Below are 19,487 nucleotides of genomic sequence, written 5' to 3'. Positions count from 1 at the left end.
TCAAAATAAAAACCAAATGTATATATTGGCTTTTCTAGCAAGCTCTTTTTTAATGAGTTAGTTACGATATCAAAACGACAAAAAACAAAAATAAAATACTGAAAAACAAAAAGTTATGCGTAAAACAATTACATTCTCCAACCAACAAAATGACGCTTTGTTTGTTTTGATTAAGTCTTTATCAAAGTCAGAAAAACGTCAGTTTAATTTATATGTTGGTCGTTTAGGAGGTAATGTAGATGCTAAATTTTTTGCGCTTTTTAAATTACTTGAAAAACAAAAGAGTTATAACGAAAAGGCTATTATTGATAGCGGTGTGGTGAGTAAACAACAATTATCTAACCTAAAAGCTCATTTATACAAGCAAATACTAACTAGTCTTCGTATGAATCCTGCCCATAAAAACATTAGAATTCAAATACGTGAGCAGCTAGATTTTGCTACAGTTTTATATCAAAAAGGGTTGTACAAGCAAAGTTTAAAACTGCTTGACAAAGCAAAAAATATGGCGGTTGAAAATGAAGAAAAGAATGTTGCTTATGAAATTGTTGAGCTTGAAAAAGTCATTGAAAGTCAGTATATAACCCGAAGTATTGATACGCGTTCTGACGAATTAACTATTCAGGCAAAAGAGCTTAGCATGCAAAATGTTATCGCCAGTAAATTATCAAACTTGTCGCTACAACTGTATGGAACATTGCTTAAAAATGGCTACGTAAAAAACGATGAAGAACTGCAACGAGTAAATACTTACTTTTATTCTAAACTTCCTGAATATACATATGAAGAATTGGGTTTTAGAGAAAAGTTATGGCTGTACAAAGCACACTTATGGCATAGTTTTTTAACTCAAGATTTTTTACAAAGTTATAAATACGCTAATAAATGGGTTGATTTATTTAAGAATGATACTAAGAATATTTCTTTGCATCCTGTTTTTTATTTAAAAGGGAAAAACTACTTATTAGAGAGCTTATTTTTTATAAAGCATTATGATAAGTTTAAAGAAGAACTCTCAGCTTTTGAAGAGGAAATTGAAGAGAAAACTATTCCTCAAAATAGTAACACAGAAATCTTAACCTTTTTATACTATTATGCTAATAAATTACACCTACATTTCTTAGAAGGTAACTTTTCAGAAGGTGAATACCTAGTAGATATTATTAATGATAAAATAGATGAGTACAAAGACCGTTTAGATACGCATCATATTGTAGTTTTTTACTATAAAATTGCTTGTTTGTACTTTGGTATGGGTAAAAACAAAGAGTGTATTTTATACCTGAATAAAATCATCAAATCTAAAAATATTGATGTGGCACAAGATTTACAGTGCTTTGCTAGAGTGTTATGTTTAATTGCTCACTATGAATGTGGGCTAGATTACGATTTAGAACGTCAATTTAAAGACACCTATCGTTTTTTACTAAAAATGGAGAACTTGCAAGAAGTACAAAAAGAATTTATTTCATCCATCAAAGCCTTAGGAGATGTATACCCACACCAAATAAAAAAGGAGTTTAAAAAAATATACGATCGATTAAAAGTATATGAAAACCATCCGTATGAAAAAAGAGCTTTTTTATATTTAGATATTCTCTCTTGGCTTGAAAGTAAAATTGAAAACAAGCCTGTCGCACAAATTATTCAAGAGAAGTTTGTGAGTGCTCAAAAGTGTTAATACGCCATTTCGACCAGAGGGAGAAAGGTTCAGCAAAGCTAAATCTTAAACTAATAAGAAACTAAAGACTTTAAGGTTTCTCATACTCCGTTTCACTCGTTCGAAATGACAATTCTTTAAATACTAGTTATTCTATCCATAAGTTTCCTTCTGAATACGTTTTAGCTTTACCGCTAATTATGACCCTATCCTTTTTATTTTGGCACTTTAATACTCCTACTCTTTCAGAAACTTGTATTGCATCAAGATTATCTTTATTCAATCGAGAACTCCAAAATGGTACCAACGAACAATGAGAAGAACCAGTAACAGGATCTTCTAAAATAGAGGATTGTGGTGTAAAATATCTTGATACAAAATCGGAATTATTTCCTACAGCTGTAACTACTACCCCTCCTGGATCTAAATTTATTTGATCAAAGGTCTGTCTATCTACTTTTATATTTTTTATTTCCTCTTCAGAATCATATACTAATACATAATCTCTAGATTTTAAAACCTCTTTAGGTGCTATGTTTAAAGACTTCTGAATAATTTCAGGTAACTCAGAAGCAACAGGCATTCGAGAGGGTAAATCCATCGAATAAAAGTCCTTTTCAATCATAATAGTTAAATCACCACTCAACGTTTCGAATACTATTTTGTTATGAGGATAGTTTAAAATTGAGTGTAAGCAGTGAGCTGTGGCAAGTGTTGCATGTCCACATAAATCCATTTCAATTTCTGGAGTAAACCATCTTAAATGTATTTTCTCTCCTTTATCAACAAAAAATGCTGTTTCTGCCACAGCGTTTTCTTTTGCTATTTTTAAAAGAACTTCATCTGGTAACCAATTTTGTAATGGAACAACACAAGCAGGATTCCCTCCAAAAACTTTATCTGTAAAAGCGTCTATTTGATATAATGGTAATTTCATCTTTTTCATTATTTAACACGTAAATATATTACTTTCAATTTTGTCACATAAAAGACGATACCTCTCTACCGTTCGGAATGACATAGATAATATAGTAACAAAAAAACTCTTGTTAACGTCATTTAGAACCGAGTGAAACGAAGTGTGAGAAATCTTAAAAAAATGAGTAACTCACTTTAATGAGATTTAGCTTCGCTGAACCTTATGATTTCTCTTTTCTCTCGAAATGACATATTTTTATTAAAACACTGCCTCTGCAATTTGTTGAATATTGGTTGATCTTCCCATTGAGTAATAATGTAAAATAGGTACTCCTTTTTGTTGTAACTCCTTACTTTGAGCAATACACCACTCCACTCCTACTTGTCGTACCTCTGCATTACTCTTACAATTCACAACCTCTTTTACCAAAGCATCAGGTAAATCTACCTTAAAACGGTGTGGAATTAAATTCAACTGTTTTTTGGTTGAAATAGGTTTTAAACCCGGAATAATTGGAACAGTTATACCTTCTTCTCTACATTTTTCTACAAACTCAAAATACTTTTGATTATCGAAAAACATTTGTGTTACCACATAGTTTGCTCCATTTTTTATCTTCTTCTTTAAAAAGTGAATATCAGAATCTAAACTTGGCGCTTCCATGTGCTTCTCAGGATATCCTGCTACACCAATACAAAAATCAGTTTTTGATGAGTTTTGCAAATCATCATCCAAATACCTTCCTTTATTTAAGTTTTCTATTTGTGTAACTAACTCACTTGCATACGCATGTCCATCATTTTCTGGTTTAAAATAAGTTTCGCTTTTTACTGCATCACCACGCAATGCAACTACATTATCTATTCCTAAAAAATCGAGGTCTATTAAAAAGTTTTCAGTGTCTTCTTTGGTAAACCCTCCACATAAAATATGTGGAATAGCATCTACTTGGTATTTATTTTGAATAGCCGCACAAATACCAACAGTACCTGGGCGTTTTTTTACAACCTGTTTTTTTAAGAGTCCATCTCCTAACTCTTTATACACGTATTCTTCACGATGATAGGTTACGTCTATAAAAGGAGGATTAAACTCCATTAACGGATCAATATTTTTGAATATTGATTCTATTGTATCTCCCTTTAACGGTGGAAGTATTTCAAACGAAAACAATGATGTTCCGTTAGCTTTTTCTAAATGTTCTATTACCTTCATATAAGTGTATCTTATAAAGGCGTATTTAACTATACTAATGAAGCTGCAATTAATGATATTGCTGCCATTACCAGTAGCTGTATTGCAAATCGAATCTCTAAATTATACTTTTTCATTTGTCTAATTTTATTGATTTTTTATATGGCAATATTACTACTGTTTTGTAGTTTTTAGTTTACCTAACTTAAAACTTATTGTTAATTAAATACGCTCTTTTGTTTGTTTATTTTTAAATTATTCTTAATTGTCTGATATGTTTGGGTGTAACCATTTTCTGGCTTTTTCTAAGGAAATGTTTTTCCGTTCTGCAAAATCTCTTACTTGGTCGTCTGTTATTTTACCTAACCCAAAATATTTAGCTTCTTCATTGGCAAAATAATATCCTGAAACAGCTGCTGCTGGCCACATGGCTAAACTTTCTGTTAAGCTAACCCCGATGTTTTCTTCAACTTCTAAAAGTTCCCAAATCGTTTCTTTTTCTAAATGATCTGGACATGCAGGATATCCAGGAGCAGGACGAATTCCTTTATAATCTTCTTTTATTAATTCATCATTCGTTAAATTTTCTTCGGAAGCATAACCCCAGTGTTTTGTTCTTACTCTGTGATGCAAGTATTCAGCAAAAGCTTCAGCAAAACGATCGGCAATAGCTTGTGCCATAATTGCATTGTAATCGTCGTGATTTTCTTTGTATTGTAGCGCTAATTCATCAGCACCAAAAATGGCTGTACAGAAAGCCCCTATATAATCCGATCTATCTGTTTCTTTAGGTGCAATAAAATCAGCCAAGGCAAAACTTGGTTTACCTTCACGCTTTTTTAATTGCTGACGTAAGGTTCTAAATATAGCAACTTCTTTTCCTTTCTTTTGAACTGAAATATCATCGTCGTTAATAGAATTCGCTTCAAACAAACCAAAAATAGCTTTGGGCTTTAATGCTTGTTTCTCTATAATTTGTTGCAACATCTTTTGAGCATCTGCAAACAAATTGGTTGCCTCTACCCCTACTACTTCATCTTCTAAAATATCAGGAAACTTTCCGTGTAAATCCCACGAACGGAAAAACGGACTCCAATCAAAATACGGTACTAAATCTTTTAAACTTACTTGTTCTAGTTTTTGTACTCCTAGTTCTCTAGGTTTGGTAATATTGGTAGTACCCCAATCTATTTTAAATTTTCGCTCTCTTGCTTCTGCAATAGATATGTAATGCTTTTGTTTTCCTCGTTTTAAGAACTTATCACGAAATTCTTCGTAATCTTTTTTCAACTTAGCCACATATTCATTGGAGGTTTCTTGGTTTAATAAATCTCCTACAACAGTTACAGCTCTTGAAGCGTCATTTACATGTACTACTGCATTTTTATATTGTGTGTCTATTTTTACAGCAGTATGTGCTTTTGAGGTTGTTGCTCCACCAATCAATAATGGAATCTCTAAATTTTGACGTTCCATTTCTTTTGCCAAGTACACCATTTCATCCAGCGAAGGAGTTATCAATCCGCTTAAACCAATAGCATCTACCTTCTCTTTTTTAGCAGTTTCTATAATTTTTTCTGGTGGAACCATCACACCTAAATCTACAATTTCATAGTTGTTACAACCTAACACTACAGATACGATGTTTTTACCAATATCATGTACATCTCCTTTTACCGTTGCCATTAATATTTTTCCAATGGCTTTCTGTTCTTCGCTTTTTTCAGCTTCAATAAACGGATTCAAATACGCTACTGCTTTCTTCATTACTCGGGCAGATTTTACTACTTGTGGTAAAAACATTTTCCCTGCACCAAACAAGTCTCCTACTACATTCATCCCCGTCATTAAGTGCCCTTCAATTACGTGTAATGGTTTTGCTACACTTAAACGTGCTTCTTCTGCATCTTCTTCAATAAAAGCATCTATTCCTTTTACTAAAGAGTGTGTTATACGGTCTTGTAACGGTAAACTTCTCCATTCTAAAATCTGCTCACTACTTTCTTTTTTAGTTCCTTTTACCGTTTCTGCAAACTCTAATAAACGTTCAGTTGCATCATCTCTTCTATCTAAAACAACATCTTCAATATGTTCTAATAAATCCTTCGGAATATCATCGTAGACTTCTAACATTGTCGGATTCACAATTCCCATGTTCATACCTGCTTTAATAGCATAGTATAGAAATACCGAATGCATCGCTTCACGTACCACATTGTTTCCTCTAAAAGAAAATGATACGTTGCTCACCCCTCCACTTACACTTACATGGGGTAAATTTTCACGTACCCATCGGGTAGCTTCAATAAAGTCTAATGCATTTTTTCGATGCTCCTCCATTCCCGTAGCTACAGGAAAGATGTTTAAATCGAAAATGATATCTTCTGGCGGAAAACCGACAATGTCGGTTAATATGTTGTACGAACGTTCTGCAATTTCAATTCTTCTTTCGTAGGTATCGGCTTGTCCTACTTCATCAAAAGCCATGATAATTACTGCGGCTCCGTATCGTTTAATCTGCGTAGCTTCCCAAATAAACTTTTCTTCTCCTTCTTTTAAAGAAATGGAATTTACAACCGATTTACCTTGTACTACCTGTAATCCAGCTTCTATTATTTCCCATTTTGAACTATCAATCATAATAGGAACTCTGGCAATATCAGGTTCAGATGCAATTAAGTTTAAGAAACGTACCATCGCTTCTTTCCCTTCAATTAACCCGTCATCCATATTAATATCAATGATTTGTGCCCCCCCATCTACTTGATGACGTGCTATAGCCAAGGCTTCATCGAACTTTTCTTCTTTAATTAATCGAAGAAATTTACGCGATCCTGCTACGTTTGTACGCTCACCTACATTGATAAAATTACTTTCGGGTGTTATAATTAACGGTTCTAAACCAGATAACTTCATATATCGTCTTTCCTCACTCATCTACTAACTATTTTGTACTACTGAAACAAATTCAGCTTTACGTGGTTTATACTTAGCGGCTACCGCTGCAATCGCTGAAATATGTTTAGGCGTGGTACCACAGCACCCTCCTATAATATTTATTAAGTTTTTCTTTAAATATTCTTCTATTTGCTCCGCTGTTTCTTCTGGAGTTTCGTCATATTCTCCAAAGGCATTGGGTAATCCTGCATTTGGATGAGCAGAAATAGCAAAGTCCGTTTTAGAGGCTATCGCCTCTAAATGAGGTTGTAATAAATTGGCTCCTAAAGCGCAATTAAACCCTACAGATAGTAGCGGAATATGAGAAATAGAAATTAGAAAAGCCTCAGCTGTTTGTCCTGATAATGTTCTTCCAGAAGCATCGGTAATGGTTCCTGAAACCATAATAGGAATTTCTATGTTTCGTTCCGCTTTTACCTCTTCAATAGCAAATAAAGCGGCTTTTGCATTTAAGGTATCAAACACAGTTTCTACTAACAAAATATCTGATCCTCCATCTATCAAAGCTTCTACTTGTTGTTTATACGCAATTCGTAACTCATCAAAGGTTATGGCTCTGTATCCTGGATCATTTACATCTGGAGACATGCTTGCGGTACGGTTTGTAGGACCTATAGATCCTGCTACAAATCGAGGTTTATGGGGTTCTTTGGCAGTGAACTCCTCAGCTACTTCTTTGGCTATTTTGGCAGATTCATAATTTAACTCATATACCAAATTTTCCATTTGGTAATCTGCCATGGCGATAGTAGTTCCTGAAAAAGTGTTGGTTTCTACAATGTCAGCTCCTGCTGCAAAGTATTTTCTATGAACTTCTTTTACAGCTTCAGGTTGTGTGATGGACAACAAATCGTTGTTTCCTTGTAACGGAGTTGGGTAATCTTTAAAACGTTCTCCACGAAAATCTTCTTCAGTAAATTTATATTCCTGAAGCATGGTTCCCATAGCGCCATCGAGCACGAGAATTCGTTTTTGTATTTCTTGATAAATGTTTGACATTCCTGATATTTAGTGTAATGTTATCAGGAAAAGAGGAAGTAAAATTCTTTTCGTTATCTCTCTGCCTAAGCAGTAGAATGTAGCACCTTCTTTGTTTGCACAAAGGGTTGCTAAGGTTTCAAAGGGTCTATTCCCTCCACCTTTCTTGATAACATCAATACGTTAATGAACGGGGCAAAGTTATAGTATTATTTTTTATTTACCCAATTTTTATTTTAGAATTAAATTGATAAGAGAAAAAGAACATATGGTTGTTTGAATAAAAACCGCTTGATTTATTGTTTTCAAGATAATTCAAATTGCCCTTTAACAACCTTATAACTTTCTGTTATTCAAAAGTAAACATTTTAGAAAAAATTACTCAATTGTTATTTGTTTTACTTTTCTAAAGCATTTTTTGCTAACTTTAAGCTAAATTGAAAAATAAATACCAATAGTGTGTAATAAGTATGAGGAAAACACTTATTCAAAATGTTTTTTACTCGCTTACGACTAACTTCTCTACAGAAAATAATTGTTAGCAAGTCGCATAACTATCTATACACTAGTTTTTGTACTTTATATAAAAAACATAGCTCTTACCATATTGATAATGAAATTTGAACAAAAATTATTTCTCTCCTTAATATTTTCCTTAACACTCTATTCTTGTACAAACAAAAAGGAGTCAACAACGCCTGAAACTAAAAATATTACTGAAAGTGTTTACGCAACAGGTTTTATAAAAGCTAAAAACCAATACGAGGTTTTTGGCCAAACAACTGGTGTTATAGAAAAAATATTTGTGCAGGAAGGTGCTCATGTAAAAAAAGGAACTCCTCTTTTTCAAATAGATAATAAGAATTTGAAAATCGCAACCGAAAATGCTAAACTAGTATCCTTTGCTACCGATTATACGAGGAATAAAGACAAATTGCTTGATGCAGAAAAAACTATTGATCTCGCAAAGAAAAATCTCACTTATGATTCATTGCAGTTTCAAAGACAAAAAAATCTTTGGAGTAAGAATATAGGAAGTAAGTTGCAGTACGAACAAAAAGAGTTAAACTATCAAAGGTCTAAAGCAGAATATATAAAAGCAAAAACTAATTATAACGACCTCAAACGTCAATTAAAATTAGCTTCTGGTCAAAGCAAAAACAATTTAGAAATTGCTCAATTAAAAGAAGACGATTTTGTAGTGAAAAGTGAGATAAATGGTTTAGTTTATCAAATCAACAAAGAAGAAGGAGAAATAAATAGTGGTGAAAAACCTGTTGCAATTATTGGTACTGAAGATTTCATTATAGAATTAAGTATTGACGAGAAAGACATTGTTAAGATAAAAAAAGGACAACAAATTATTATACGAATGGACAGTTATAAATCACAAGTTTTTGAGGCTAAAATTATTTCTATTGAACCGATGATGAATATTAGAACACGTTCATTCCAAGCTGAAGCTATTTTCACCAATAAGCCTACTAAACTTTTCCCTAACCTCTCTTTAGAAGCAAACATCATTATCCAAACAAAACAAAATGCTTTAACAATACCAAGAAAGTATATAATAAATGATACTTATGTTATGTTAGAGGGCGGGCAGCTTCAAAAAGTAGAAACTGGTTTAATGGATTATGAGTTAGTTGAAATTATCAGTGGAATAGATAAATCTACAAAGATTCAATTACCATAATGAAATATAAATACCTTATAGAAATTGCGGGTGCACTTATGCTTGCTCGTTGGAAACAAACCCTTGTTGCAGCTATTGGCGTTACTTTTAGTATTGCTCTTTTTGTGGCGCTCTTAGGGTTTATGGAGGGACTTAACAATTTATTAGATGGAATAGTTTTAAATCGTACACCACACATTCGTTTGTATAATGATATCAAGCCTTCTCAACAACAACCCATAGATTTAAGTGAAAAATATAAAAATTATCACAATTATATTAGCTCAATAAAACCAGCGAATACTCGTATAGAAATATATAATGCTCAACAAATTATAAATAAACTTAAGAAGGATGATCGTGTTGAAGGTGTTGCTGCAAAAATAACAACACAAGTCTTTTACAATTTCGGAAATATTGACCTTAATGGAATTATCAATGGTATAGAAGTTAATCAGGAGTCAGCACTTTTTGCATTTAGTGATTATGTAATGGAAGGAAATTACCAAGATCTCGAGAAAGTTCCCAATAGCATAATTCTTGGATATAGCGCAGCGGAAATTATCAATGCAAAAATAGGAGATCTTATAACGGTTACTTCAACTGAAGGAGAACAGTTTTATTTAAAAGTAGTCGGTTTTTTTCAGTCAGGCTTGGTTGAAATTGATAAAGTACAAAGCTTTACCAGCTTACAAACAACAAGAAAACTGCTCGGTGTAAACAGCAATTACATCAGTGATATTCAAATAAAACTCAAGAACCTAAACGAGGCTCCTGCTTTGGCTAATGAGTATGAAACATTTTTTAATGTTAATGCAGAAGACATTCAAACAGCCAATGCTCAATTTGAAACAGGTAGTAGCGTACGTTCTATTATTTCATATGCTGTTGGTATTACATTATTGATTGTTTCAGGGTTTGGAATCTATAACATCCTTAATATGTTAATCTATGAAAAAATGGATACCATTGCCATTCTTAAAGCTACGGGGTTTGCAGGTAGCGATGTAAAGAATATATTTATTACTATTTCCTTAAGCATAGGCATTGCTGGAGCTTTAGGAGGGTTATCATTTGGTTTTCTTTTATCCTTGGGCATCGATTCAATTCCTTTCAATACCCCTTCATTACCCAAAGTAAATACCTACCCAATTGATTATGGAATACAGTACTATACCATAGCAGTAGTATTTGCAATGGCAACAACTTTCTTGGCGGGCTGGATGCCTGCTAAAAAGGCTAGTAAAGTAGACCCAGTAATTATTATAAGAGGAAAATAAATGGAAAAGAATATTGTACTAGAAGCACATTCCATATTTAAATCATTCTATAACCCAGTTAGAGTTGATATTTTAAAAGATGTATCTTTTAGCTTAAATCGTGGTGAGTTTACTTCTATTGTTGGTAGGTCAGGTAGCGGAAAATCCACTTTACTCTATATTCTATCTACCATGGATACAGACTTTACAGGTGAGCTTATAGTTGATGGTTCATCTGTACATACTAAAACGGAAAAAGAACTAGCTGCTATACGAAACGAAAAAATTGGTTTTGTATTTCAATTTCATTATTTACTAAACGAGTTTAGTGCTTTAAAGAATGTAATGCTTCCTGGGTTCAAATTAAATAAAGTGAGCCAAGAAGAGTTAGAACACAACGCTTATGCTTTTTTAAAAGATTTGGGTATTGAAAAGTTAGCAAACACAATGGCTTATAAATTATCTGGGGGTGAAAAACAACGAGTTGCTATTGCTCGAGCTATGATAAATGATCCTCTTATTATTATGTGTGATGAACCTACAGGGAATTTAGACAGTAAAAACGCAGACATTGTTTTTAATATATTTAAAGAACTGACAGAGACCTATAACAAAACACTCTTAATGGTGACACATGATTTAGATTTTGCTGAAAAAACAGATCGTATTATTGAATTGGATGACGGAAAAATTGTTAGGATATAAATAATTAAACTATGATAAAATAGTAGTCTTTAAAATGGAATAATTTCTATAACAGTATTCTAGTAGCCAAACCTTTGACACCCTACTATTATAACCGTACTTCTTTGTACGTTTTTTATTTTGTCATATATTAGGTGCTTGAAACAAGACGAATAAAATTGCTAAAACTTCCGTTTATCACCTTCAACACTCCGGATAAAAGTAGTTTTTGCTGTCTTATAACAAGTTGTACGCAATTTAAGAAATGACCGAAACTGAAATAAAAACCGTAGTTGAATTGGAAAAATGGCTAAAGGAAAATTGCTATCCAATGAATAGTTATAGCATAAATGGAAATGCTATTTATGAGGGTTTTGGATTGGAGAATAACGGAGGACTTTTCCAATGGTTTTATACCGAACGTGGAGATAAACAAACTTTGGAACACTTTGCGACCGAAAAAGATGCTGTTGAATACGCTCTGAAAAAAATTAAATCGGACGAACACGCAAATCGGAATTATATCGGAATGTATAAATCTGAACAAGATGTCGAACAAATATTGTCTGAACTCAAAAAACGTGGAATTGAATACTGGACTGACAAAATTCCTTATGGCGGAATGAATGACTGGAGAACTCGAATTTTTGTAATTGGTTGCGGAATTAAAAACGCGCAGGATTTAATAAAAAATGAATAAAAAACTGCGTACAACAATGTATAACCGCAATTACGGCGGATTCGACTACGTCCGAATCCACTCGGAATTGCTAACGTCTGTGTCAAACCGAAAATTAACGCATATTAACCCGTAACTAACGGTTATACGAAACCGTTAACTGCATAAAAAAACACACCTATGAAAAAGTACCATATAGCAGAAATCAATGTAGCTCGAATGAAAGGAGTAAATATTGAAGATCCTATTATGAATGAGTTTGTAGATAATTTAGACCGTGTAAACGATTTAGCTGAAAACAGTGACGGTTTTGTTTGGAGACTAAAAGACGAGAATAATGATGCTACAAGTTTTAATCCTTATAATGACGAACAGGTAATTATTAATGTTTCTGTTTGGGAGTCTATTGAGACTTTGGGTGATTTTGTGTACAAGACTTTTCATACAGATTTCTTGAAAAGAAGAAAAGAATGGTTTCATTCCTACGGAAAGGTGTATACCGCAATGTGGTGGGTACCTGAAGGTGAATACCCTACTATACAAGAAGCTGTTGATAAATTAGAGTATCTACAAAAAAACGGTGCTTCAGAAGTAGCTTTTGATTTCAGAAATAAAATTCCAATGCCAAAAGAGTAACTAACAACTTAATTCTTAGCGAAACTAGCTAATGATTATACTTCTACATTTTTGTTTGTTTCTATTTTTATTTCTTTAACTACTTCCTAAAAGAAGTAAAAATACTTCTGTAAATAAATTTCAAGTGATTATACCTATAATAAACAGGTTAATATAATTTGAAACCCTGTTTATTTTAACTATATTAAGTGCTTAAAAATCAACAAGATGAAAACAAACAAACTAAACCTGTTAACCCTTATCCTAGCTTTTTTAGCTATCGGATTAAATGCTCAAAGCAATGGTGTTTCAAACACTGAAACTTCTATTGCTACAACTGTTAATAATGAGAGTTTGAAATGGCTTCCTGCTCCTGATTTCTTTCCTAATTGTTCTTTTACAATACTTCATGGCGATATATCTAAACCTAATTTAGATTTTTTCTTTAGAATAGAACCTAATACAGAAGTTATAAGTCACACACATAAATCACCTGAACGAATGATTTTAATTTCAGGAGACTTAGAAGTACAATACCAAGGTGAAAAAGCTACCGTATTAAAAGCGGGTTCATATGCTTATGGTCCTGCAAAAAAACCGCACAGGGCTAAATGCTTAAATAATGGTCCCTGTGTTTTATTTATCGCAATGGTTGACCCTTTTGATGCGGTACCTATTAAAAAAGAAAAGTAATACTTGTTATAACAAATAAGAAAAGCAGCAAATAGTATTTGCTGCTTTTCTTATATAAAGCTGTAATAAATCACAGCGCTTTTAAGTTTATTTTTGTTTCACCTCACTAGCATGATACACATCATCCTCTGCTTTGAATATTTTAAATTGAACTTCGTAACCTTCTGGAACATAAATAACAATTGGTAATTTTCCATTATACCTTACTGTTTGTGGCTGGCTAGAAATGAATTTTCTTACTGTGCTACTTTCAAAACAAGCCATTCGAGTAGACATAACTCCGCCATCAGTTTTGAAATCATAATACGAATACCCCCATCCTTTAAGATCTTTTTTCTCTATACTTCCTACAAGACCGTGCTTATTACAAGTATCTACTTCCATCCATTTTCCAATAATAAATTCTATTTTTTTGTTACCATCATTAGCTGAATGAGGAACTTCTATAACCATTTGTTTAAAACCTTTTTCTGGTTTAGGATATATTGATGTATCTACTTTTTTTAAAGAGGATTGCCCTACAGCCATAGAAGTAATAATTAAGAATGTTATTAAAAATAATTTGGTGATTTGCCCTGAAATTGTTCTCATAATAAAATAATTTTCCTAGAGCTTTTCAACATGTATGCCAAAGGTTCATCTAACTAAGACTTTTGTATTCATTCTTAAATCATTTACCATTCTTTTAACAACTATTAAAAGTGGTGTTAGAACACAAAGTTGCTGTCTATTAAGTTGTTAGGTAGTTAGCTACTATAACTAAGATTTACTAGTATAACCATACATATTTGTACGGTTTTTTATTTTGTTTTATATTGAGTGTTTGAAACAAGAAAAATAAAATTGCTAAAAACTTTACTTATCACATTTTAATACACGGATAAAAGAAGTTTTTGTTCTTTTATAACACGTTGACAACAATTAAAACCAAACATGAAACTTATACAACATATCTCCTTTTTCTTTTTGATAATTTTCGCTTTTTCTTGCGTAGGAACAAATTCAAAAAAAATAAAATCGAAAGAGAAAATACGAGTAGAATATCCTGAAACCTATGAATTAGCTAATATTATTTTAGCACTTACGAAATATGGGAAAACAGACAAATGGGAGGTTCGACAGAATTTTGATTATTATAACAAAGTTCAAGAATATTTTAATCCTGTAAGTGAACATCCTTTACTTGATTCTGTAAACTATTCTAGAGAAAGATGGCAAGAGTTCTTGAGTTTTAGAACGGATTCTTACGCTTTCGAATTTGACAAAAACAATACTCTAAAAAGAAAAATGGATTTCTATACTAATAAGGGTTTTCAACCTTTTGATGACCATTTGGATTTAATAAACGACTTTATTAAAGAATCAAACTTTAGAGAGTTCTTTGAACAAAATAAAACCTATTATGATTCTGTTTCAGATAAGTACAAGAAAACACAGTACTTAAACGAAATGCGTAACTTCTTGATAAAAGAATTTGGTGAGCAATATTCAAACGAAGATAAATACAATATTGTACTTTCTCCTTTTGTCTATAGGATGAACTGTCATAGAAACATAGACTCGACAACTGTAGCGGATTTCATAACTATTCCTGATTACATCTTGTCGGACACTATCTCAACAAAAGAGAAAGATATAGCCACTTCAATCCATAGTCTATTTACAGAAATGGATCACGGATATGTAAATCCAACTACAAATCAATATAAAGAACTGGTCAACAAAAATTTTAATGCTAATTTATGGGAGAATAAAAGTGGATATAATGATGACGATGACAATTCAGGTAACGCTGTATTTAACGAATATATGACTTGGGCAGTTTATGATATTTTTTTAAAAAAGCACTTTTCTAAAATTGCGGATGAAGTAGGTTTAAATTGGAGTTTTCAAAACGATAACAGAGGTTTTGAATACTCACAACTATTTACACAAAAACTTTTGACCCTTTATATTCAAAAAGAAGATGGCTTGACTTTAAAAGATTTATATCCTAAAATACTTGAATGGACTTCCAAAATCCAAAAAGACTTGACAAAACCAAAAATAATTTCACCAAAAGATTCAACCTACATCAAATTTTCCGGTAAAACTAAAATCACTATTTTGTTTTCAGAGCCAATGAAAAAAAACGATACAGTAACAACGATTTTTCAAGATGGAAAAAATTTAAGACAATTTATAGACTTAAATAATACAGAAAATAACCTAAGTTGGTCAGAAAATGGAAAAGAATTAAAGTTTGAAATTAGTTTACCTACCAGCCGAGATGCTTACTATTTTCAGTTCAATTGGTGGGGAACAAAACACCCGCTCATTAGTCAAAAAGGAGTATTGATAAAGAGTGGGAGTTATTTTAAAGTTATTGACAAATAAATACTTTTTCTTACACAGGCTATATCTCACCTACGTCAAAAAACTAAACCTTTATCCAAGTATATAGAATCATGAAAAAACTACAATTTAAGAAAGACATTAATGCTTCCGCTGAAAAAGTGTATAACACAATGCTTGGTATTAATACTATTGATACCTACCAGCAATGGACAGCTGAGTTTAACCCAACCTCAACCTATGAAGGGAACTGGGAAAAGGGAAGTAAAATCTATTTTGTGGGAACAGATAAAGATGGTAAAAAAGGTGGGATGGTCTCAGAAATTGTAGATAATATTCCTTTTGAGTTTGTTTCCATTCGTCATAACGGAATCTTAGATGGTGAGAATGAAATTACTAAAGGTCCTGAAATTGAAAAATGGGCTGGTTCTTTAGAAAATTATTCATTTCATGAACGTAACGGTATTACTACTGTAACAATAGAATGCGATGTAGCAGACGACTACCTTGATTATTTTAACTCAACTTGGGATAAAGCTTTGAATAAACTTAAAGAGATTTCTGAAAAATAGCGTACGAATAACATCCGTACGCTATACATAAAATCATTTATTCAGATAAGCAAAAACTGTCTATTGAAACAAATCAGAAGATAAATAACGATCACCTCTATCGCAAACTACCGCAACAATCACCCCTTTGTCAATCGTTTTGGCTATTTCTAACGCTGCATGTACCGCTCCTCCACTACTCATTCCTGCAAAAACACCTTCTTCTTGTGCTAGCTTTCTGGTCATGTTTTTAGCATCGTTTTCATCTAACTCTACTACTTGATCCACCTTACTTTTGTTAAAGAATTTTGGTTGGTATTCGGGAGTCCATTTACGAATTCCAGGTATTCTAGCTCCATCTTTAGGTTGTGCCCCTACAATTTGTACCTCAGGGTTTTGTTCTTTTAAATAGGTAGACACTCCCATAATGGTTCCTGTAGTTCCCATTGCTGAAACAAAATGAGTTACTTCTCCTTCTGTATCGTTCCAAATTTCTGGACCTGTAGTTTTATAGTGTGCTTTCCAGTTATCAGTATTTTCAAACTGATTTAGCATAAAATAGCCTTTTTTATAGCGTAATTCTAAGGCGACATCTCTAGAACCTTCAATACCTTTTTCTGCATCCGTTAAAATAACCTCAGCTCCGTAAGCACGCATAGTTTTAACACGCTCTTCGGTAGAATTTTCTGGCATTACCAATACCATATTTACTCCTAAAACTTTTGCCATGAGTGCTAACGCAATTCCTGTGTTTCCACTAGTTGCTTCTACTAAATAATCTCCTTGACGAATATTTTTCCTTTTAATAGCTTCAGCAATCATATTAAAGGCTGCTCTATCTTTTACACTTCCGCCAGGGTTATTTCCTTCTAATTTTAATAATAGCTTTACGCCTTCTTTTTGAAGAATGTTTGAAACTTCTATTAGTGGCGTATTCCCTATACTATCTATAATTGTTTTAGTTTTCATGGTTAATTTGGTACCTACATCATTTAACATAGGATTTTCTAGTGGTTATTTTATTTTCTGACTCATAGGTTACAATAGATCCTTCAGGTACAGAGGTGGTTACGCAAACATTTGCGCCTATTACGCTATCTCTTCCTATTACTACATCGCCTCCTAAGATAGTTGCGTTGGCATAAATGGTTACATTATTTTCAATCGTTGGATGCCTTTTTGTGGAAGCCAATTCTTTTTTAACTTGAATTCCTCCTAAGGTAACTCCTTGGTATATTTTTACGTTTTCTTTAATAATGGTGGTTTCTCCAATAACAATTCCTGTTGCATGATCTATAAAAAACGAATCGCCAATTGCTGCTCCTGGATGGATGTCCGTTCCTGTGAGTCCATGTGCATATTCACTCATCATTCTTGGTAAAATCGGAACTTCCATTTTGTACAATTCATGACTCAAACGATATACGGCAATGGCATGAAACCCTGGATAGGCTAAATATACTTCCCCTAAGCTTTTACAGGCGGGATCGGTCTTTTCGAATGCTTTGGCATCTAAATCTAACTTTTCTCGTATTTCACAAAACGTTTGTTGATATACTACCCATACTTCCGAAGCATTTTCAATAGCTAAGCCATTTAAAATTTTTTCAAACTTTTCTTTTAAATGATTTGCTTTTTCTTGGCATACATCATCAAACAACGCATAAAATAATTGTTTTGTAAAAATTTCTACATCATCTTTTAATGATAAATCATACTGCTTGAATCCCATGTGATAAATTTTTACAAAAATAATTAACTTTCGGGAGCTAACTCAATTTCTAATCCTTCTAATTCTGAAGTTATCTGAATTTGACAACCTAATCGACTATTTTCTTGCACATGAAAAGCTTCTGCTAACATTGCGTCTTCATCATCACTCATTTCTGGTAACTCATGATTCGATTTCACATAACATTGACAAGAGGCACACATTGCCATTCCTCCACAGATTCCAATAGTTCCTTCAGGAGCTAATTCGTACGATCGAACCACCTCCATTAAGTTCATTGCCATGTCTGTCGGAGCAACTACCTCATGTATTACACCTTCACGGTCTGTTATTTTTATTTTGATGTCTTGATTATCCATTTGTAACAATTTCTTAAAGAAATCAGTAGTTAGAAGTTGGATGTTGAGCTCATGTTTGAAGGAATAATCAAATTAAAATCTGTATTTGACAACAAGCCTGTACCACAACTCCTATCTACTTCATTTCTAAATCTCGTCTATTGAATTGCTTTCACTACTGCTTTTGGTGCTTCTTTTCTTGTTCCATCAAAACCATCTACACCACCTACCGTGGTATATTTCATTACATATTTTTTATCTGGATGGATACGTTGATAAGCACTTTGACACATTAGTGTTGCTTCATGGAATCCACATAAAATCAATTTTAGTTTTCCTGGATACGTATTCACATCTCCAATCGCATAGATACCTTCTACATTCGTTTGATAATCTAACGCGTTGTTTACTTTAATGGCATTCTTCTCAATTTCTAATCCCCAGTTGGCTATCGGTCCTAGCTTTGGCGCTAATCCAAACAACGGAATAAAATGATCTGCATCTATAATATAAGGTTCCTTGTCCTTTTCTTCTACAACAACACCCGTTACATGCTCTTTACCTAAAACAGCTTTTACCTCAGCAGGAGTTATTAAATTGATTTTTCCTAAATTCTTTAACTCTTGTACTTTTTCAACAGAATCTAACGCTCCTCTAAATTCATTTCTTCTATGAATTAACGTAACCGATTTTGCCACATCTGTTAAGAAAATAGACCAATCTAAGGCAGAGTCTCCTCCTCCAGCAATTACCACATCTTTATCGCGATACAGTTCTGGTTCTTTAATCATATACTCAACTCCTTTGTCTTCAAAATCAGCAATATTTGGAATCGGTGGTTTTCGCGGTTCAAAACTTCCTAGTCCTCCTGCAATAGCTACTACAGGTGCTTGATGTTTGGTTCCTTTATTGGTGGTTACGATAAACGTTCCGTCGTCTTGCTTTTCGATGGTGTCAGCACGTTCCCCTAAAGTAAATCCAGGTTCAAACTGCTTGATTTGTTCCATCAAGTTCTTTGTTAAATCTCCTGCTAAAATTTCTGGATATGCTGGAATATCGTAAATAGGTTTCTTCGGATAAATTTCTGAACATTGCCCACCTGGTTGTGGTAAGGCATCAATTAAATGACAACGTAATTTTAACAATCCTGCTTCAAAAACGGTGAATAGCCCTGTAGGACCTGCTCCAATAATTAATATATCTGTTTGTATCATTTCT

General features: G+C 33.0%; 18 protein-coding genes and 1 riboswitch. Of the genes, 9 read left to right on the top strand and 9 right to left on the bottom strand.

The genetic code is table 11. The annotated features are described in order from the left end of the window. The first annotated feature begins 115 nt into the window (after positions 1 to 115). Positions 116 to 1,681, top strand: a complete 1,566-nt coding sequence (locus N534_RS0107140; protein WP_028891828.1) for a hypothetical protein — start codon at positions 116 to 118, stop codon at positions 1,679 to 1,681. A 127-nt stretch (positions 1,682 to 1,808) separates the two neighbouring features. Here the strand turns inward: N534_RS0107140 and N534_RS0107135 are convergent, their stop codons facing one another. The 4 genes from N534_RS0107135 to N534_RS0107120 form a co-directional block, all read right to left on the bottom strand. Then, on the bottom strand, positions 1,809 to 2,597 hold the full coding sequence (locus N534_RS0107135) for a PhzF family phenazine biosynthesis protein (protein WP_028891827.1): 789 nt from the start codon (positions 2,595 to 2,597) through the stop codon (positions 1,809 to 1,811). Between the two features lie 240 nt (positions 2,598 to 2,837). After that, positions 2,838 to 3,794, bottom strand: coding sequence for a methylenetetrahydrofolate reductase [NAD(P)H] (gene metF, locus N534_RS0107130; protein ID WP_028891826.1), 957 nt, complete (start codon positions 3,792 to 3,794; stop codon positions 2,838 to 2,840). Between the two features lie 240 nt (positions 3,795 to 4,034). Beyond that, positions 4,035 to 6,710: a methionine synthase gene (gene metH / locus N534_RS0107125; protein ID WP_028891825.1), complete on the bottom strand. Its 2,676-nt coding sequence runs from the start codon at positions 6,708 to 6,710 to the stop codon at positions 4,035 to 4,037. Between the two features lie 3 nt (positions 6,711 to 6,713). Next, on the bottom strand, positions 6,714 to 7,730 hold the full coding sequence (locus N534_RS0107120) for a homocysteine S-methyltransferase family protein (RefSeq protein WP_028891824.1): 1,017 nt from the start codon (positions 7,728 to 7,730) through the stop codon (positions 6,714 to 6,716). 50 nt (positions 7,731 to 7,780) lie between these two features. Continuing rightward, a riboswitch (SAM riboswitch) is annotated at positions 7,781 to 7,885 on the bottom strand. 437 nt (positions 7,886 to 8,322) lie between these two features. On the opposite strand from N534_RS0107120, the gene N534_RS0107115 reads away from it, so the two are divergent. From N534_RS0107115 to N534_RS0107090, 6 genes are all read left to right on the top strand, one after another. After that, positions 8,323 to 9,405 carry an efflux RND transporter periplasmic adaptor subunit gene (locus N534_RS0107115; protein ID WP_028891823.1) on the top strand — a complete coding sequence of 361 codons (1,083 nt, stop codon included), beginning with the start codon at positions 8,323 to 8,325 and terminating at the stop codon, positions 9,403 to 9,405. Between the two features lie 38 nt (positions 9,406 to 9,443). Beyond that, a complete protein-coding gene (locus N534_RS0107110) occupies positions 9,444 to 10,664 on the top strand; it encodes an FtsX-like permease family protein (RefSeq protein ID WP_231517310.1) in 1,221 nt (406 codons plus the stop codon). Further along, a complete protein-coding gene (locus N534_RS0107105) occupies positions 10,665 to 11,348 on the top strand; it encodes an ABC transporter ATP-binding protein (RefSeq protein ID WP_028891821.1) in 684 nt (227 codons plus the stop codon). A gap of 244 nt (positions 11,349 to 11,592) precedes the next feature. Further along, on the top strand, positions 11,593 to 12,027 hold the full coding sequence (locus N534_RS0107100; RefSeq protein ID WP_038005735.1) for a hypothetical protein: 435 nt from the start codon (positions 11,593 to 11,595) through the stop codon (positions 12,025 to 12,027). Between the two features lie 159 nt (positions 12,028 to 12,186). Then, positions 12,187 to 12,642 (top strand): DUF3291 domain-containing protein, encoded by a 456-nt coding sequence (locus N534_RS0107095; RefSeq protein ID WP_028891819.1) that lies wholly within the window; start codon positions 12,187 to 12,189, stop codon positions 12,640 to 12,642. A gap of 207 nt (positions 12,643 to 12,849) precedes the next feature. Beyond that, on the top strand, positions 12,850 to 13,314 hold the full coding sequence (locus N534_RS0107090) for a cupin domain-containing protein (protein ID WP_028891818.1): 465 nt from the start codon (positions 12,850 to 12,852) through the stop codon (positions 13,312 to 13,314). Positions 13,315 to 13,401: 87 nt separating this feature from the next. On the opposite strand, the gene N534_RS0107085 is transcribed toward N534_RS0107090, so the two are convergent. Continuing rightward, a complete protein-coding gene (locus N534_RS0107085; RefSeq protein ID WP_028891817.1) occupies positions 13,402 to 13,905 on the bottom strand; it encodes an ecotin in 504 nt (167 codons plus the stop codon). 342 nt (positions 13,906 to 14,247) lie between these two features. On the opposite strand from N534_RS0107085, the gene N534_RS0107080 reads away from it, so the two are divergent. Continuing rightward, positions 14,248 to 15,690, top strand: coding sequence for a DUF4932 domain-containing protein (locus N534_RS0107080; RefSeq protein WP_081728298.1), 1,443 nt, complete (start codon positions 14,248 to 14,250; stop codon positions 15,688 to 15,690). 71 nt (positions 15,691 to 15,761) lie between these two features. Continuing rightward, positions 15,762 to 16,220: an SRPBCC domain-containing protein gene (locus tag N534_RS0107075; protein ID WP_028891815.1), complete on the top strand. Its 459-nt coding sequence runs from the start codon at positions 15,762 to 15,764 to the stop codon at positions 16,218 to 16,220. 60 nt (positions 16,221 to 16,280) lie between these two features. Here N534_RS0107075 and cysM read toward each other — a convergent pair whose 3' ends face one another. The 4 genes from cysM to N534_RS0107055 all read right to left on the bottom strand — a co-directional run bounded on the left by cysM (position 16,281) and on the right by N534_RS0107055 (position 19,483). After that, positions 16,281 to 17,168 carry a cysteine synthase CysM gene (gene cysM, locus N534_RS0107070; protein WP_028891814.1) on the bottom strand — a complete coding sequence of 296 codons (888 nt, stop codon included), beginning with the start codon at positions 17,166 to 17,168 and terminating at the stop codon, positions 16,281 to 16,283. 19 nt (positions 17,169 to 17,187) lie between these two features. Beyond that, positions 17,188 to 17,931: a serine O-acetyltransferase EpsC gene (gene epsC / locus N534_RS0107065; protein ID WP_038005732.1), complete on the bottom strand. Its 744-nt coding sequence runs from the start codon at positions 17,929 to 17,931 to the stop codon at positions 17,188 to 17,190. Between the two features lie 23 nt (positions 17,932 to 17,954). Next, the gene (locus N534_RS0107060; RefSeq protein WP_038005730.1) at positions 17,955 to 18,290 is read right to left on the bottom strand and encodes a 2Fe-2S iron-sulfur cluster-binding protein; all 336 of its coding nucleotides are present in this window, start codon (positions 18,288 to 18,290) and stop codon (positions 17,955 to 17,957) included. Between the two features lie 137 nt (positions 18,291 to 18,427). Further along, complete coding sequence (locus N534_RS0107055) at positions 18,428 to 19,483, bottom strand: NAD(P)/FAD-dependent oxidoreductase (protein WP_028891811.1); 1,056 nt, start codon at positions 19,481 to 19,483, stop codon at positions 18,428 to 18,430. Positions 19,484 to 19,487 lie beyond the last annotated feature (4 nt).

It is taken from the genome of Tenacibaculum sp. 47A_GOM-205m (assembly GCF_000518405.1).
GTDB lineage: Bacteria > Bacteroidota > Bacteroidia > Flavobacteriales > Flavobacteriaceae > Polaribacter > Polaribacter lutimaris.
The sequence above is the reverse complement of the archived record's forward strand: the minus strand, read 5'-3'. Positions and strand labels throughout refer to the sequence as shown.

Bases quoted from the DNA above. Each gene is read 5' to 3' on its own strand.
- cysM (WP_028891814.1), bottom strand. From the start codon at position 17,168: ATGAAAACTAAAACAATTATAGATAGTATAGGGAATACGCCACTAATA.
- metF (WP_028891826.1), bottom strand. From the start codon at position 3,794: ATGAAGGTAATAGAACATTTAGAAAAAGCTAACGGAACATCATTGTTT.
- N534_RS0107085 (WP_028891817.1), bottom strand. From the start codon at position 13,905: ATGAGAACAATTTCAGGGCAAATCACCAAATTATTTTTAATAACATTC.
- N534_RS0107120 (WP_028891824.1), bottom strand. From the start codon at position 7,730: ATGTCAAACATTTATCAAGAAATACAAAAACGAATTCTCGTGCTCGAT.
- N534_RS0107140 (WP_028891828.1), top strand. From the start codon at position 116: ATGCGTAAAACAATTACATTCTCCAACCAACAAAATGACGCTTTGTTT.
- metH (WP_028891825.1), bottom strand. From the start codon at position 6,710: ATGAGTGAGGAAAGACGATATATGAAGTTATCTGGTTTAGAACCGTTA.
- epsC (WP_038005732.1), bottom strand. From the start codon at position 17,931: ATGGGATTCAAGCAGTATGATTTATCATTAAAAGATGATGTAGAAATT.
- N534_RS0107115 (WP_028891823.1), top strand. From the start codon at position 8,323: ATGAAATTTGAACAAAAATTATTTCTCTCCTTAATATTTTCCTTAACA.
- N534_RS0107105 (WP_028891821.1), top strand. From the start codon at position 10,665: ATGGAAAAGAATATTGTACTAGAAGCACATTCCATATTTAAATCATTC.
- N534_RS0107100 (WP_038005735.1), top strand. From the start codon at position 11,593: ATGACCGAAACTGAAATAAAAACCGTAGTTGAATTGGAAAAATGGCTA.
- N534_RS0107135 (WP_028891827.1), bottom strand. From the start codon at position 2,597: ATGAAATTACCATTATATCAAATAGACGCTTTTACAGATAAAGTTTTT.
- N534_RS0107090 (WP_028891818.1), top strand. From the start codon at position 12,850: ATGAAAACAAACAAACTAAACCTGTTAACCCTTATCCTAGCTTTTTTA.
- N534_RS0107060 (WP_038005730.1), bottom strand. From the start codon at position 18,290: ATGGATAATCAAGACATCAAAATAAAAATAACAGACCGTGAAGGTGTA.
- N534_RS0107110 (WP_231517310.1), top strand. From the start codon at position 9,444: ATGCTTGCTCGTTGGAAACAAACCCTTGTTGCAGCTATTGGCGTTACT.
- N534_RS0107080 (WP_081728298.1), top strand. From the start codon at position 14,248: ATGAAACTTATACAACATATCTCCTTTTTCTTTTTGATAATTTTCGCT.
- N534_RS0107095 (WP_028891819.1), top strand. From the start codon at position 12,187: ATGAAAAAGTACCATATAGCAGAAATCAATGTAGCTCGAATGAAAGGA.
- N534_RS0107055 (WP_028891811.1), bottom strand. From the start codon at position 19,483: ATGATACAAACAGATATATTAATTATTGGAGCAGGTCCTACAGGGCTA.
- N534_RS0107075 (WP_028891815.1), top strand. From the start codon at position 15,762: ATGAAAAAACTACAATTTAAGAAAGACATTAATGCTTCCGCTGAAAAA.